Below are 14,450 nucleotides of genomic sequence, written 5' to 3'. Positions count from 1 at the left end.
GATGAATTCATTGGTTCTCAGCTTTCAGGAAATGGAACAATCGGTGCTTTCACTTGTAGGTGGAAAAGGATTGAATCTAGGATTATTATCAAAGATTCAAGGGATACAGGTACCGGACGGTTTCAGTGTGACGACGGTTGGATTTCGGAGAGCGGTGGAACAGAACGAGACGTATCAGACATTGCTGGCGAGGTTATCCAAGCTCAAGCCCGAAGATCGTAATCAAATCGGGGAAGTCAGCAAGGAGATACGGGATGTCCTCCTGAATGTAACGATTCCTTCTGATGTAGTGGAAGCCGTTACTCACTATCACTCCCGGTTTGGAAAGGAACATGCGTATGCCATACGTTCCAGTGCCACGGCGGAAGATTTGCCACATGCCTCTTTTGCCGGGCAGCAGGATTCGTACCTTCATGTGATCGGCAAGGATTCCATCCTGGAACATATCCGCATGTGTTGGGCATCCCTTTTCACGGATCGGGCCATCATTTATCGTATGCAAAATGGGTTTGATCACAGTGAGGTTCACATTTCCGTTATTATTCAGAGGATGGTATCCCCGCAGGTTTCAGGGATTCTTTTTACGGCTGACCCGGTGAGTTCCAATCGGAAAGTGGTATCGATCGAGGCAGGCTATGGTCTTGGAGAAGCCTTGGTGTCCGGCCTGGTTTCACCAGATTCCTATAAAGTTCAGGACGGCATGATCATAGATAAGAAAATTGCAACGAAGAAAATGGCTATCTATGGGGTGAACGGTGGAGGGACGGAGACGAAGCCTATACCTCCTGATCAGCAAAAGGCAGCGGCCCTTACGGATGAACAGGTTGTAGAGCTTTCCCGAATCGGCAGGATGATTGAAGCGCATTTTGACTGTCCACAAGATATTGAATGGTGTTTGGAAGATGGCACCTTTTACATTGTGCAAAGTAGGCCGATCACCACCTTATATCCGATTCCAGAAGCGGTTGATGGGGAGAATCGAGTGTATCTTTCCGTCGGCCATCAGCAAATGATGACTGATGCGATGAAGCCCCTCGGGTTGTCCTTTTTCCTGTTAACGACCCCTGCACCGATGAAAGTCGCCGGAGGAAGATTGTTTGTGGATTGCACCCCTCGGTTGGCATCACCGGCCAGCAGACAATCGTTCATCGATTTAATGGGGAAATCTGAACCACTAATAAAAGATGCTCTCACAATAATTATCGAGAGAAAAGGCTTCATCAAAACGGTGGAGGATGAAGCTATGCCTGCGCCAAGGAAAGGTGGAGTCGAGCCAATCGACCCCGATCCTGCCATCGTTGCGGAACTAATAAATAAAAGTGAAGCCTCGATCGACCAGTTGAAACAAACCATCCATTCGAAAACGGGATCCGAGTTGATGGATTACATCTTAGAAGATATGAAGGAATTAAAGAGGATTCTATTTGATCCGCAAAGTTCCCGGGTGATCATGGCTTCAATGGATGCTTTATTCTGGATTAATGACCATATGTACGAGTGGTTGGGAGAAAAAAATGTGGCAGATACACTGTCTCAATCGGTCCCGAATAACATCACTTCTGAAATGGGCTTGGCATTAATGGACGTAGCCGACTTTATACGTCCGCATCAGGCAGTAATCGATTATTTGCGCCAGGAAAAAGACGACAATTTCCTGGATGAATTGGTGAAAGTAGATGGTGGGGAAGAAGCCCGGGAAGCCATCGAAGACTTTCTCTCCAAATATGGGATGAGATGCAGCGGGGAAATTGATCTTTCGAGAGTGCGCTGGAGTGAAAAGCCAACAATCATTATCCCAATGATCCTCAGGAACATCCAACAGTTCGAGCTGCAGGAAAGCAAACGTAAATTTGAGCAAGGGCGGCTGGAAGCGATAGAAAAAGAACGAGAATTACTGGAGCGATTAACCTCATTACCAGATGGTGAACAAAAGGTAAAAGAGACGAAAAGAAGGATCGACATCATCCGGCATTTCACCGGTTACCGGGAATATCCGAAATACGGCATGATTCACCGCTACTTTGTTTATAAGCAGGCATTATTAAAAGAAGCTGAACGGCTAGTCGAACAGAATGTTCTTCAAGAAAAAGAGGACATGTTCTATCTTACATTCGAAGAATTACAGGGCTTGGTGAGAACCAATGAGTCGAAAGATGACCTCATCCGTAAGCGAAAAGAAGAGTACGACTACAATGAAAAACTGACGCCCCCACGTGTGATTACGTCAGACGGTGAAATCATCACCGGTGAATACAAACGGGAAGATCTTCCCGCAGGTGCCATTGCCGGCCTGGCTGTTTCATCAGGGGTGATAGAGGGGCGTGCACGGGTGATTGTCAACATGGAAAACGCGGATTTGGAAGAGGGAGATATTTTGGTTACCCCTTATACCGACCCGAGCTGGACACCGTTATTTGTCTCCATCAAAGGGTTAGTCACTGAAGTTGGCGGACTGATGACCCATGGAGCGGTGATTGCACGGGAATATGGACTACCGGCTGTCGTCGGCATTGAACGTGCGACCGAGCTGATACAAGATGGACAGAGGATCCGTGTGCATGGGACAGAAGGGTATATTGAACTATTATAAGAGGATCATCGTCTCGCTTTGAGACAGAGAAAATCATCCTGGTCGGTTATCGATCGGGATGATTTTTTTGATTTATTTACTTTTATTGGGATTGGAAGAGGTATAATGGGAGTTAACTAAACTGGTTGAGATTAGAGGGTGATTTAGGTATGCAGGGTTGGGGTAGGAAGTGGGTGATAGCCATGCTATGTGTCCTTCCAATGATAGCAGGGTGCAGGGTGATTTTGGTTGATGAAAGTAAAGAGAAGAGTGAAGTGGAACAGGTCGTGCAAATGCATGGTGAAGCATTGAAGTTGGACGCAACAGTGCAGTTATTCAAAAAATCACTCCTATTACGCGGTGAGACCACTTTACCCAAAGGAGCAGTCGTAGGTGTTCAATTAAAACCATATCCCGATGATGCAACATCCCTTCAAATCATCAGAAACGCTATTGAACCACTGAACACTGTCGCATCTTCAGGAACGGTCAGAGTGAAGAAGGATGGGACAATTGAGTCGATCACGATTCCAAGACCGGATGAAAATAAACGCTATAGACTGGAAATCTTCATTGACCCGAGAAAACAAGATGAAAATGTACAAGAAGCCCTCGGTCCTCATGGTGAAAACCTCTCCAACAGTGACGGAAATGTTTCCATCACAGAAAAATCACAAGACAACACCTTCCTAAAAAAATACGCCAACATCATGAAAAGAGAAGAACCCGATGGCTTCATGGCAAAAATCAACCTCGTTGCCTTGGACGAACAATAAGAGGGACGGACCTTGCATTCCAAGGTCCGTCCCTCATCTTTTACAACGGTGGAAGGTCAAACTTTCCTTCTTCAAACAGTTGTTTGAGCATGTGCTTGGTGTAACCGGCGGCTTGGGAGAACTGGATTTTGGCCGGCATTGGTGCTTCGTCGGCGTCGACGACGACGTCGATGATGCACGGTTTCTTTTGTTGGATCGCTTTTTGGAGGGATGGCAGGATGTCCTCCGGGCGTTCGACACGGTATCCGACTCCGCCACAGGCTTCGGCGTATTTAGCGAAGTCCGGGTTCTGTAGGTTGGTGCCGAATTCAATATTCCCCATCACTTCCTGCTCGAACTTGATCATGGCAATCTTATGATTGTTTAGGATCACGACGATGATGGGTAAGTCATATTTGACTGCCGTGACGAAGTCCGCCATCGTCATGGCGAATCCACCGTCGCCGCATATCGCGAATACCTGACGATCAGGATAGGCGATTTGACCGGCAATGGCACCCGGAAGACCGCAGCCGAGTGTCGCGAGCCAGCTCGAAATGATGAAGGACTGATTGGTAATAGGGAAATGCCTTGCCATCCACACCGTTACGTTTCCGACGTCAACGGACAGGATGGCGTCGTCCGACGCGACTTCCTTAAGGGCATGAATCAACCGCTGCGGTTTGAGTGGGACCGATCCATCCTCCTCTTGTGATTCTAAGTTATCCCACCATTTGCTCGTCCTTTCCTGATTCTTCTCCAGGAATGTTCGATCTTCTTTCCTTGCGACATGTTCGGTTAGCCACTTAAGGGAAGTGCCGGCATCCCCGGCAAGACCGACATCAACCGGATAGCGCTTCCCGATTTGGGAGGGGTCAATGTCAATATGAATTGTCTTGGCACTGTCAGGCAGGAATCCGGTGAACGGGAATGAGGTCCCGATCATCATGAGCATATCCGTTTCCTGCATCGCTTCATACGAAGGCTTTGTCCCGATCAGGCCGAGACCTCCTAAGCAATACGGATGCTTATCAGGGATGACCCCTTTGCCGGGCAGGGTCAACACGATGGGTGCCCCCACTTTTTCAGCAAAAGATAATAGTGTTTCGCGGTGACCGTGAACGCCTTTTCCCGCAAGGATAATCGGTCGTTTCGCCCCCTCGATGAGTTCTTTTGCTCTTTGCAAATCCTCAGGAAGAGGCGCAATGTTCTGCTTTGCTGAAAAATGAGACGTCACACGTGCTTCTTTTCCGACTTCAAAGCGCGGGATGTCGTCCGGGATGGTCAGGACAGACACCCCTTTTTTCGCATAGGCAGTCCGGATCGCCTGATTGACGACGGCAGGAAGCTGATCTGCGGACATGATGCGCTGATTATACACGGCCACGTCGTCGAACATCCGCTCAAGATTCACTTCTTGAAAAGAGTCCGTCCCTAAAAGGTCCGTCTCCACTTGGCCAGTGATGGCCAATACCGGAGCTTTATCCAGCTTAGCATCATACAAACCATTTAGAAGGTGGATCGCACCTGGACCGGCAATCGCCGTGCATACGCCAAGTTTCCCCGTTAATTTTGCATAAGCGGCAGCGGCCAGTGCTCCTGCTTCCTCATGCCTGACTTGAATGAACTTGATTTTGTCCTGCTTTTTTCGAAGTGGTTCTATAATGGAATTGATGGAGTCCCCGGGCATCCCGTATATATGGTCGACTCCCCATTCAATCAAAAGATCAATTAATTTTTCTCCAGCGTTCTGTTTAAACATCACACCGTCTCCTCTCAAAAATTGGTTAGTCTTATTTTGGTACAATACTTCCTAAATTACTCAATATTTCTATTCCGAGATGCACATACTTAAAAAAAAGATCTGGAGTGATGAAAATGAAGAAGCTTGTGTTCCTTCGTCATGGTGAAAGCCTCTATAATCTTGAAAACAGGTTCACCGGTTGGACAGATGTCGATTTAACCGATGACGGCTATACAGAAGCAAGAAAAGCAGGGGCAGTCCTGAAGAAACACGGGTTCATTTTCGATGTGGCCCATACATCGGTCTTGAAAAGGGCAATCCGGACGCTATGGATCGCTCTGCACGAAATGGATCTGGTCTGGATTCCCGTGTATAAATCATGGAGATTAAATGAGCGGCATTATGGGGGTCTGCAGGGACTGGATAAAGATGAAGTGACGGAGCAATTCGGCGAAGAGCAGGTTCATGAATGGAGGAGGTCTGCCGATGTACGGCCACCTGCGATTGCAGAGGAGGGCCATCGCGAAAATCTGTCCGATCCGAAATACGCCACCGTTGGCAAGGAGAATATGCCATTATCTGAAAGTCTCCTCGATACGGAAAAGAGGGCTCTCGTCTATTGGCACGAGGTGATCGTCCCAAGCATTCGGGACAATAAACGTGTCATCATTTCAGCACACGGAAACACGCTTCGGGCCCTCGTGAAATTCCTTGACCATATTCCGGATGACGGCGTTGTCAGTCTCAACATACCCAATGGCATCCCTCTCGTGTATGAACTGGATGACGACTTGAAACCTATCAGGCATTATTATTTGGATGACGAGGGAGAGGTGCCGCATGATCGAATTCCGCGGCATATGGATATAGAGGATAGGGATAATTGGGATTGGATGGGATGAAACCCTGTTCCAACGAAAAATCCTCTATGTGCTATAATTGTATATAAATTACAATTAAACCATGCCAACCAAATAGGGGGTCATGATGCAAAAAACATTCGTTATCTTCGTTTTTTTATTTATTGGGCTAGCAACTGCGTTTCTGTTAAGTGAAGGATCGATGGCTACCACAAGTATAATCAAACATTTTTATTCTAATAAAGAAGAAGTGAAATCTGTGGAGGCTGGTCCGCCACTCGTTGTGAATGCTGATCAATTTACGGATTTGGAAGAACCTCCCGACCACTCTGGCACATGGCGCCGCATTATCGTGATAGGTAAGTTACCGGTGAATATTCCTTCCTCTAAAGGGTCAAATGTAAGGAATACCATTATAACGGTTATGGTGGCGTTAAGTGTCCTGGTAGTAGCTTTATGGTATCGGGCCAAGAAAAAAAGAACGAATGATGTCTCAAGGCAAGCACCCGATGCTTTTAAAGAACCTAGCCAAAAGCAAGTCGAAAAAGAGAATTTAACCGTTCAAACCGAAGCACTATCTCTATCCAGTATGAACGAAGTGCGAGTCACATTTAAACAATGGGAAAACCGGTTATCACCTAATAAAAAGAGAAATAAAAGTGAAACCATTTCAGAATGGTTCCATCGAATCAACGGTCCGGTAGAAGTGATCCCCCTTTATGAAAAAGTCCGGTATGGGTATGCTGACTTTACGAAGGAGGAATTGGAGAGATTCATTTCAATACTTAGGTAATAGTTTAAAAAAACGATCATAGGATTCACCTTGATCGTTTTTGAACGTGATATCTATATATTTATTTCTAACTTATCTAACCAATTATGTACCAATGAATTGAACAAATCCTCCTGCTCAATCTGCACATTATGCCCCCCCATATCAAGCACGGCAAAGGTCGCTCTTGGATAATTCTCGATTAATCGCCACGCATCCTGATACCCCACTACATGATCTTGCCGTCCTGTGACAATTAGTGTTGGACAATCAAGTGTATGTGTAAGCTCGAAGGTGAAGCCGTAGCCATCATCCCTGATCCTGTTTACAAACTCCTCATTCGTTTGAGTCGAGGGAAGCAGGATGTCATCACGGAACCTTTCCCATTCCCTCTGACCTTGCACGACACCCATCGCTGAAAAAGCTTCTGCTTCCAGTGAGGAGAGATTCGATAGTAAGTCAGGGTCCTTTTTCAATACGATCTGCTTTGGCAGTTCTCTTTTATCCGTATCGGGTATCACCATGGGTGCCAGAAGCATTAAGCCCCGAACTCTATCTTGTCTAGCCTCTACAATTCCCCTCGCCATATAGCCCCCATACGAATATCCGCACACGATGAAGGGTTGATCGGGAATCAACTCGTCCACTAGTGCCAGAACAGCTTTCAACATATCGTCGGAATTCTTGATGGAATGTTGTGCTTCCGATTTCCCCATTCCAGGTAGGTCTATGTAAATCCTTTTCCATCCGGTACGGTTCTCGAAGTTCGGTTCCATTGCATGCATCATGGCCTGATGATCCAATGTCCAACCATGCACCATTACGATAGGAAAGCCGTCCCCGATGATTTTATGATAAATAGCCATGTATCTTCCCCTCCTTTTAATCTATTAAAAGTATATGTTGTTTTTTGGGATAATCAAAGGATACTTCTTCATTCGTGTTTTGTAGGGTAATTTCTATAGACTTTTAAGCTGCAAAAACAAAGAAAGGAAGGGCAGTGTGTATGATAATATTAAGAAAAACCCTTAAACACGGACAGGGTTAGATGGAAAAAAGAGGTGATATTAATTGGAGGCAATAGGGGTAATTGTCGTCATCATTATATCTTTATGGTCGATTACTAAGACTTTAGAAAAAATCTCAGACAAGATTTTAATAAATCAAAACAAGCAGACTGAGTTATTAGAACAAATAAAAGAAAGACTTAATAACAATGTAAATAAATAATGGTCTTCATCTAAATGGATTAATTGAATAAATCTCATAAAAAAGTAGGTCAGAGGCACTCAGCCACTGACCATTTTTCATGAAAATCAATCAAAGAAGCCAATATTATTCTTCAAAAAATACAATTTCCTCAATATCCCGAACCCACTCCATAGCTTCAGTCCCATCCGTATTTCCGATCCACAGATCCCTTTTCGTATCAGTGAGGGATTTCCCCCTTAACCAAGCGAGTTTACCAATGGACGAGATATACTGAGGAGCATAGTCTCCAGACCCTTTAGGAGGGCTCGTTATCTTCATTTGTTTCTTCGAATCGATACTCAAGGTGTAAAGGACGGGCAGGGGATGCTTGCTAAAGTCGTTTGTCCACTCTTGCTCCTTGATCCTCGACACGACAAGTGATTTGTCAGTCATCCAATCAAAATCAAGGTCAGCGTAATCGGCAGGTGTATAAGTCCCTGACGCAGGCATTTCTTTTACCTTTAAGTCCTTATTTTTGAAGCCGAACACGATTCTTCCACCGCCTGCGATATAGGCTAGTGTATCGGTTGAAGGTGACCATTTTGGCTGTCCTACCTGCAAAATCATTTCGTCCAATACCTCGAAATTTTTCCCGAGACTATCAATGACACAGACCATATCGCTGTCCATGGACCAGGAAGCGGTGGGAGATACGACAAATGAAATCCATTTTCCGTTCGGAGAATAGGTCAGATCTTCCGCATTGACGGCAATCAGTTTGTTTTGTTCATTTGTTCCAATTTCTTTAGGTAGTGTGAAAAACGGCTCCACGCCTCCGAACAAAACAATATCCCCATAGTTATCGCCGACTTTTTTAGTAAACAAAGAGGCGCTTGACCATCCATCCGGGTTGAGGGTTCCCGATGAAGAGAGAAGGAATCCACTGCCGTCCGGGAGCCACGTGAAATCACTGACCCCGGTGGCGATGTTGTAGAATCGGTTGAGGTCAGAGATATCTAATATCCCTTTATCATTAAAGGCGATATGGTTTTTATTGGGTGCCCATTCCGGTGAGGTGCCATTATATGAAATTCGCTTCTTTTTGCCGGTGTTGAGATTGTAGGTCCATAGTTCAGACTGTCCTTCCGTTGCTGTCTCTACTTGGTAAGCGAGGAGAGTGCCTTCGGTCGACCATTTGGGCTTAGAGTGGACATTACCGGTATTGGTTAGTTGTTTTTCATTTCCATTTACCAAGGTCCACACATTCCCCTCCCTGATAAAAGCGGCTTTCACTCCATCGAATGGAGCTGCAGATGTGGCTAAAGGGAAAAGTAGAAAAAGAACGATGGCCAGGAGGATTGCTATTTTCATTTGGTGAAGCTCCTTTTTGGAAGATGGTCTTACTATTTTCCTTGAAAGAAAACTTTATGTAATAAAGAAGGTATTTCAAAAGAAGGAGTTCTTCACTTTATGATGAAATACTATCAATGGCACGACATTATAAAGGAGGCAGACAAAAATGAATCGTACGGATCTACTCTTAAGAATGCTCGACACCACATTCGACCAGGAAAGCTGGTATGCTCCATTAAAACCAGCAATTGAAGGACTCTCTGCAGAACAGGCTTGTTGGAGACCGGATGGAGAAGCGGCGAAAACCATATGGGAGAATGTGAATCACCTTACTTATTACAAAGAAAGACTGACGGCACAATTGGAAGGCCGTGAATGGACTCAAACCCTCGATGGTAATGATACTTTCTATCTAACGGAACAAATAAATGATGACAAGGAATGGGGAGCAGTCGTTGAGCGTGTTGAATCGGCCCATGGTCGCTTGAGGGAAGCGCTTAGTAGAACAACGGCTGAAATGCTTAAAGAACATTCTCTTGAAGAGAAATTGTTGGACATCCTGATGCATGATGCTTACCATACGGGGCAGATCATGCAATTGAGGAAGATGCAGGGGGCGTGGCCGTCACAGCGTTAATTGGTGGGGAGTGAATTTTAAAAGCTGGGATCAAAAAATGATCTTCAGCTTTTTTCTATATAAAAATAAAAACTCTTTATTTTATATCGTATATTAAGATATAATCTTTATTAACGATATAAAGGGGTGTTTTTTTGAAAGATAAACTTGTGTTGTTAAATCAGTATTGGACGGATATTTATTTTCATTTGCATTATCTCCATAGAGAAAAAATTTCTCACCGGGTGGTGCGTATTCTTCAACTTGTAGACAAGAAGTCAGGAGTTGGGGTAAATGAAATTGCTTCCTATTTACATGTTTCTCATAATACTGCATCTGAGCATGTAAAGAGAACGATTGAAAAAGGATATTTAGTGAAAATGAGAGATCCCCTTGATGAACGAAAAGTAATCTTGAGTTTAACAGAATCAGGGGAAGAGGTTTTGTATAGGAATACAAGCCTGGATGAAGAAAAGTTAGGGAAGGTTATGGAGCAACTGAGCGACGATGAAGAAGAACTGGTTGAACAAGCCCTCAAAATACTAAGTAAGAGGGCAAAAGAATGTACGTGATGGCGAAAATTATTGTATCAGCAATCGTTATAGGCGTGGTGACTGAAATTTCAAGAAGGTTTCCTTCATACGGTGGAATAATCGCAGCACTGCCTTTAGTGAGTTTACTAAGTATTATTTGGTTGTACATTCAAGGAGAACAATCCACTGAAATAAGCAAATTTGCATTAGGGGTCCTTTGGGGATTCCCGGCTACCGCTTTCCTTCTGGTAATCGTTTATGTAGCAATTCAACATTCGATTAATCTATTTTTATCAATTGGAATCGGAATATGTGGATGGGGGTTGTTCTTATTCATTCAAGAGTTGTTTCTGAAATATTTTAAAGAATCTTTTATAGGTTGGTTCCTTCAGAAATAGGACATGGGTCAAAAAGTCTATTATGCCAAATCAGTTCAGAATAATTGAGGTCTGATCCTAAGGAGTTTTTAAGGGATCAGACCTCAGTTTACGAATTTTATCTTGTTTTGGATTTCAATCGAGCCAACATTCACTATTTATAAGCTGTTTGTCGGAAAATCGTTATTACAGTTTATTCTCTAGTAGTTTAATAGAGTTGTTGTGAATTAGAAATTATTGGATAATGGGTATAAGCTTAATCATCAAAGTTGGGAGAGATTCGTATGATCATTAATCCAATAGAATTCCATATTCGAAATATACCCTATACCATCAGATCAGCAAAAGTAGATGATGCTCAGAATCTGTCAGAAGTACGGCTGCAGGTCGATGGAGAGACAGAAAACATGGATAGGGAAAAAGGTGAAGCGTATATAGATGAGGCGGATTTTAAACAAATAATCATTGAAGATACAGAGAGTCCCCAGAATCTCTTTTTGGTTTGTGAAGTAGGGGAAAGGATTGCCGGTTTCTCCAGGTGCGAAGGGAAATCATTAAAGCGGATTGCTCATAAGGTAGAGTTCGGTGTAGGTGTTTTAAAGGAATTCTGGGGATACGGCATCGGGAAAAATCTATTAAAGATGAGCATACGCTGGGCAGATGATAACGGCATTAAGAAGATCACCTTGAATGTACTTGAAACCAATGAAAAAGCCATCATGCTCTATAAAAATAACGGTTTTGAAGTTGAAGGAGTATTGAAGAATGATAAATTATTATCGGATGGGCGTTACTACGATACTGTCGTGATGGGACGATTTCATCCGTAAGGGGTGGTTACGATGAATCTGACAGATAAGCCAATGAAAAAGTATAGCCTTCTTTTATTTGACCTGGATGACACGCTCCTTGAAAATTCGTCCTGGTTTGACGACGGGCTGGTTCAGACTCTTGCCGAACATCCATTGACAAAGGGAATGGATGAACAACAATTTTTGAAGAAAATAAAACAACCTCCAAGATCTCTAATCGATAAACTTGTAAGTGGTGAACTAACTACATTTGAATTTAAAAGAGAAAGATGGAAGAGTGCTCTTGATTTCTTTGAAGTGAAAGCAGATATTGAAGAAATTGATCAGCTTGAATCACTCTTTGTTAACGCAAGTATGAACTTTATTACTGCTGATGAATCCGTATTACATTTGATGAATGAACTGAAGAGAGATTATGAAGTTGGAATTGTTACAAACGGACTTTATGATCCTCAACAAAAAATAATCAAAATGGGTTTAGGGGATATGTTCAGCCAAGATAAGATCATTCATGCAGAACCAATAGGTATTAGAAAACCTGATTCTAGAATCTATACTATTGCGCTAGAAGCATTTAATAAGAAACCCGAAGAGACGATATTCATAGGCGACTCGTGGACGCATGATGTAGTTGGTCCCATGGAAGCAGGAATGGAAGCGATATGGGTCAATATCAGAGGGGAAGAAAAGCCAACGGATCATAGTCCGTATGCCATTGTTTCTTCTATTGTGGAAATAAGAGATATTTTGGTGAGTAGCAGTGGGGAATAGTCAGAGGGATCGTATTTCGAGCTAATCAAAGAGATATTAGATAAGCAGTTCAAAAGGAGAAGAAATACTACATTTTTCGTAGGGGTGAAGATATGCAAAGTGCAAAGCCTAGATTGGTTTTAACGGTGGATGATCTTGAACGGTCTCTCTCTTTCTATCGTCATTTGTTTGGTTGGAGTGAGGAATGGAGAAAAGATACTATTGCACAATGGAGGCTTCCAAGTGGTGGGGCTGTTTTGTTCACGGAAGGAAACGAAGAGGAATTCAAGGAGTATACCGATGTCGCTTTTGTCAAACCTGATCCCGGTCAGCGGTTTTATATTATGGGAGAGAAAATTGAAAAACTAAAGCAAAAGTTTGAGGAAGAACAAGTTGATTTTGACCTGGAAGTAGATCCTGGGTTTGGTCAATTAATCATGGTAAAGGATCCGGATGGCTATATCGTTTCACATTGGGAAGAGTTGTTTATGTCAGACGAAGAGATACTATCGCTTTATAAAAGCGGGATTGATCGAATCGATACCGTGCTAAAGGGGTTATCGAACGATGATTTGGACTTGGTTAGAGCTGAAGGGAAATGGTCCATTCGGCAAACCGTGCTGCATTTCATTGATTCGGACTTGACCATGTTCCATCGCATGAAGTTTGCGCTCGCTGAAGACGGAAGAAACTATAAGAATAATCCTTACGACCCCAATCTATGGGAAACGGGAACGAATTACAAAGGTCGATCAATCGAAACCGAGGTATCCCTTTTTAAATTGATACGGGAACACGTACTCAATCTTTGTGAGAGCTTACCGGACTCCCTTGATAGAAAAATTCAAACGGAAGACCAGGGTGTGCTTACCGTCAGGAAAATGATCAAGATGGTAGCGGGACATGCAAAAGGGCATCTTGAACAGATTGAAGAAACAAGAGACATTCATCACGTGTGAGGCGAGAAGCTTATCAATCTCTAATGATAAGCTTCTTTTTTATCTCTATATATTGAGTTGTTGTCAGTAAACTGGAATAATTGGAATTGTCAGTAATAAAGCTATTGTATCAAGAAGATGATGTCTATGAAGCTGGAGGAGCGATAATATTGCTAACCTTATATATTACAAGGCACGGAGAAACCGAATGGAACACGGAAAAAAGAATGCAGGGCTGGAGTGATTCAAACCTCACAAATAAAGGGAAGGAACATGCAACACGTTTGGGGAGCAGGCTGAAAGAGGTTGAGTTCGAGGCCATCTATTCAAGTTCAAGTAAAAGAACCGAAATGACGGCAGGCTTAATAAGGGGTAACAATAAAATTCCAATCATCCTGGATGAAAGATTGAGGGAAATCAATATGGGGATTTGGGAGGGAGAAACGGTTTCACACATTCAGGCGAACCATCCCGACGAGTTTCACGCATTTTGGAATACGCCTCATCTTTATCAACCACTAGGTGGAGAGCGCTTTGATGAAGTAAAGGACAGAGTATTGAATTGTATAAGCTCGATTCGTGATATCCACGATTCAGGGAATATCTTAATCGTTACCCACTCTGTTGTCATCAAGACATTGCTAGCTTATTTCAAAAACCTTCCCTTAGAGAGATTATGGGAACCTCCATTCATCCATGATACCAGTCTTACCGTGGTTGAGTTATGGGAAGAGGGAAGCAGAATCGTATTGGAAGGGGATTTATCTCATCGGGATAAATCAAGTTAAGAGGATGAGTATATGTTGAAGAAAATACTTCTTTTAGTTGGGACTATGCTTCTATTAGCAGGCTGCAACACGAAAGATTTCTCCTTCTCAGGTGAAACCGATCACTGGAAAGGTGACCTAAACGTCAATCAGTCCAGTGATTTTGAAAAACAGGATTTTGTCCTGAAGTACAAAGGGAATGATGTTGATTCTGTTGGTGACGTTGCCTATACAGTTGAGGCGGACACCAGGGAATACGGTAGAACGGGTGTGACCCTTGAGGAGAATGGAGTCATCCGGGACAGTAGTGAATCAAATCCCACGAATGCCAAAATGAGTGATGATACTGAGGTGAAGGTAACGGTGAAGTGGGATGATCAAGAGGAAACATTTACTCTAGAAAGAAATTAAAA

Annotated in this window: 15 protein-coding genes; 12 read left to right on the top strand and 3 right to left on the bottom strand. The window is 43.4% G+C overall.

All coding sequences use genetic code 11. From position 1 onward, the window contains the following. Position 1 precedes the first annotated feature (1 nt). Positions 2 to 2,590 (top strand): phosphoenolpyruvate synthase, encoded by a 2,589-nt coding sequence (gene ppsA, locus BVI01S_RS04315; RefSeq protein WP_061809373.1) that lies wholly within the window; start codon positions 2 to 4, stop codon positions 2,588 to 2,590. Between the two features lie 149 nt (positions 2,591 to 2,739). Next, a complete protein-coding gene (locus BVI01S_RS04310; RefSeq protein WP_061809372.1) occupies positions 2,740 to 3,345 on the top strand; it encodes a hypothetical protein in 606 nt (201 codons plus the stop codon). 40 nt (positions 3,346 to 3,385) lie between these two features. Here the strand turns inward: BVI01S_RS04310 and BVI01S_RS04305 are convergent, their stop codons facing one another. Next, a complete protein-coding gene (locus tag BVI01S_RS04305) occupies positions 3,386 to 5,086 on the bottom strand; it encodes a pyruvate oxidase (RefSeq protein WP_061809371.1) in 1,701 nt (566 codons plus the stop codon). A gap of 116 nt (positions 5,087 to 5,202) precedes the next feature. Between BVI01S_RS04305 and gpmA the strand changes: the two genes are divergently transcribed. Together gpmA and BVI01S_RS04295 are read left to right on the top strand one after the other, a co-directional pair. Continuing rightward, positions 5,203 to 5,970, top strand: coding sequence for a 2,3-diphosphoglycerate-dependent phosphoglycerate mutase (gene gpmA, locus BVI01S_RS04300; RefSeq protein ID WP_061809370.1), 768 nt, complete (start codon positions 5,203 to 5,205; stop codon positions 5,968 to 5,970). An 82-nt stretch (positions 5,971 to 6,052) separates the two neighbouring features. After that, the gene (locus tag BVI01S_RS04295) at positions 6,053 to 6,721 is read left to right on the top strand and encodes a hypothetical protein (protein WP_156477298.1); all 669 of its coding nucleotides are present in this window, start codon (positions 6,053 to 6,055) and stop codon (positions 6,719 to 6,721) included. 53 nt (positions 6,722 to 6,774) lie between these two features. Here BVI01S_RS04295 and BVI01S_RS04290 read toward each other — a convergent pair whose 3' ends face one another. Both BVI01S_RS04290 and BVI01S_RS04285 read right to left on the bottom strand, forming a co-directional pair. Beyond that, entirely contained in the window at positions 6,775 to 7,566 is a 792-nt protein-coding gene (locus BVI01S_RS04290) for an alpha/beta fold hydrolase (RefSeq protein ID WP_061809368.1), read from the bottom strand. A gap of 469 nt (positions 7,567 to 8,035) precedes the next feature. After that, a complete protein-coding gene (locus tag BVI01S_RS04285) occupies positions 8,036 to 9,262 on the bottom strand; it encodes a TolB-like translocation protein (RefSeq protein ID WP_061809367.1) in 1,227 nt (408 codons plus the stop codon). 148 nt (positions 9,263 to 9,410) lie between these two features. On the opposite strand from BVI01S_RS04285, the gene BVI01S_RS04280 reads away from it, so the two are divergent. The 8 genes from BVI01S_RS04280 (at position 9,411) to BVI01S_RS04245 (ending at position 14,448) form a co-directional block, all read left to right on the top strand. Further along, positions 9,411 to 9,881, top strand: coding sequence for a DinB family protein (locus tag BVI01S_RS04280; protein ID WP_061809366.1), 471 nt, complete (start codon positions 9,411 to 9,413; stop codon positions 9,879 to 9,881). 134 nt (positions 9,882 to 10,015) lie between these two features. Beyond that, a complete protein-coding gene (locus tag BVI01S_RS04275) occupies positions 10,016 to 10,432 on the top strand; it encodes a MarR family winged helix-turn-helix transcriptional regulator (RefSeq protein WP_061809365.1) in 417 nt (138 codons plus the stop codon). Further along, positions 10,423 to 10,791, top strand: a complete 369-nt coding sequence (locus tag BVI01S_RS04270) for a DUF3147 family protein (RefSeq protein WP_061809364.1) — start codon at positions 10,423 to 10,425, stop codon at positions 10,789 to 10,791. The genes BVI01S_RS04275 and BVI01S_RS04270 overlap by 10 nt, the downstream gene beginning before the upstream one ends. 263 nt (positions 10,792 to 11,054) lie before the next feature. Next, positions 11,055 to 11,600, top strand: coding sequence for a GNAT family N-acetyltransferase (locus BVI01S_RS04265; RefSeq protein WP_061809363.1), 546 nt, complete (start codon positions 11,055 to 11,057; stop codon positions 11,598 to 11,600). Positions 11,601 to 11,612: 12 nt separating this feature from the next. Then, complete coding sequence (locus tag BVI01S_RS04260; RefSeq protein ID WP_244886865.1) at positions 11,613 to 12,353, top strand: HAD family hydrolase; 741 nt, start codon at positions 11,613 to 11,615, stop codon at positions 12,351 to 12,353. Between the two features lie 92 nt (positions 12,354 to 12,445). After that, positions 12,446 to 13,291: a DinB family protein gene (locus BVI01S_RS04255; protein WP_061809362.1), complete on the top strand. Its 846-nt coding sequence runs from the start codon at positions 12,446 to 12,448 to the stop codon at positions 13,289 to 13,291. A gap of 149 nt (positions 13,292 to 13,440) precedes the next feature. Next, positions 13,441 to 14,058: a histidine phosphatase family protein gene (locus BVI01S_RS04250; protein ID WP_061809361.1), complete on the top strand. Its 618-nt coding sequence runs from the start codon at positions 13,441 to 13,443 to the stop codon at positions 14,056 to 14,058. 12 nt (positions 14,059 to 14,070) lie between these two features. Beyond that, on the top strand, positions 14,071 to 14,448 hold the full coding sequence (locus BVI01S_RS04245) for a hypothetical protein (protein WP_061809360.1): 378 nt from the start codon (positions 14,071 to 14,073) through the stop codon (positions 14,446 to 14,448). Positions 14,449 to 14,450: the final 2 nt, after the last annotated feature.

The sequence above is a fragment of the Rossellomorea vietnamensis NBRC 101237 genome (genome assembly GCF_001591825.1).
Classification (GTDB): Bacteria; Bacillota; Bacilli; order Bacillales; family Bacillaceae_B; genus Rossellomorea; species Rossellomorea vietnamensis.
Note: the sequence above shows the minus strand (reverse complement) of the source record. Positions and strands in the feature narration are given on the sequence as shown.

Bases quoted from the DNA above. Each gene is read 5' to 3' on its own strand.
- BVI01S_RS04255 (WP_061809362.1), top strand. From the start codon at position 12,446: ATGCAAAGTGCAAAGCCTAGATTGGTTTTAACGGTGGATGATCTTGAA.
- ppsA (WP_061809373.1), top strand. From the start codon at position 2: ATGAATTCATTGGTTCTCAGCTTTCAGGAAATGGAACAATCGGTGCTT.
- BVI01S_RS04270 (WP_061809364.1), top strand. From the start codon at position 10,423: ATGTACGTGATGGCGAAAATTATTGTATCAGCAATCGTTATAGGCGTG.
- BVI01S_RS04245 (WP_061809360.1), top strand. From the start codon at position 14,071: ATGTTGAAGAAAATACTTCTTTTAGTTGGGACTATGCTTCTATTAGCA.
- BVI01S_RS04310 (WP_061809372.1), top strand. From the start codon at position 2,740: ATGCAGGGTTGGGGTAGGAAGTGGGTGATAGCCATGCTATGTGTCCTT.
- gpmA (WP_061809370.1), top strand. From the start codon at position 5,203: ATGAAGAAGCTTGTGTTCCTTCGTCATGGTGAAAGCCTCTATAATCTT.
- BVI01S_RS04285 (WP_061809367.1), bottom strand. From the start codon at position 9,262: ATGAAAATAGCAATCCTCCTGGCCATCGTTCTTTTTCTACTTTTCCCT.
- BVI01S_RS04290 (WP_061809368.1), bottom strand. From the start codon at position 7,566: ATGGCTATTTATCATAAAATCATCGGGGACGGCTTTCCTATCGTAATG.
- BVI01S_RS04305 (WP_061809371.1), bottom strand. From the start codon at position 5,086: ATGTTTAAACAGAACGCTGGAGAAAAATTAATTGATCTTTTGATTGAA.
- BVI01S_RS04295 (WP_156477298.1), top strand. From the start codon at position 6,053: ATGATGCAAAAAACATTCGTTATCTTCGTTTTTTTATTTATTGGGCTA.
- BVI01S_RS04280 (WP_061809366.1), top strand. From the start codon at position 9,411: ATGAATCGTACGGATCTACTCTTAAGAATGCTCGACACCACATTCGAC.
- BVI01S_RS04265 (WP_061809363.1), top strand. From the start codon at position 11,055: ATGATCATTAATCCAATAGAATTCCATATTCGAAATATACCCTATACC.
- BVI01S_RS04260 (WP_244886865.1), top strand. From the start codon at position 11,613: ATGAATCTGACAGATAAGCCAATGAAAAAGTATAGCCTTCTTTTATTT.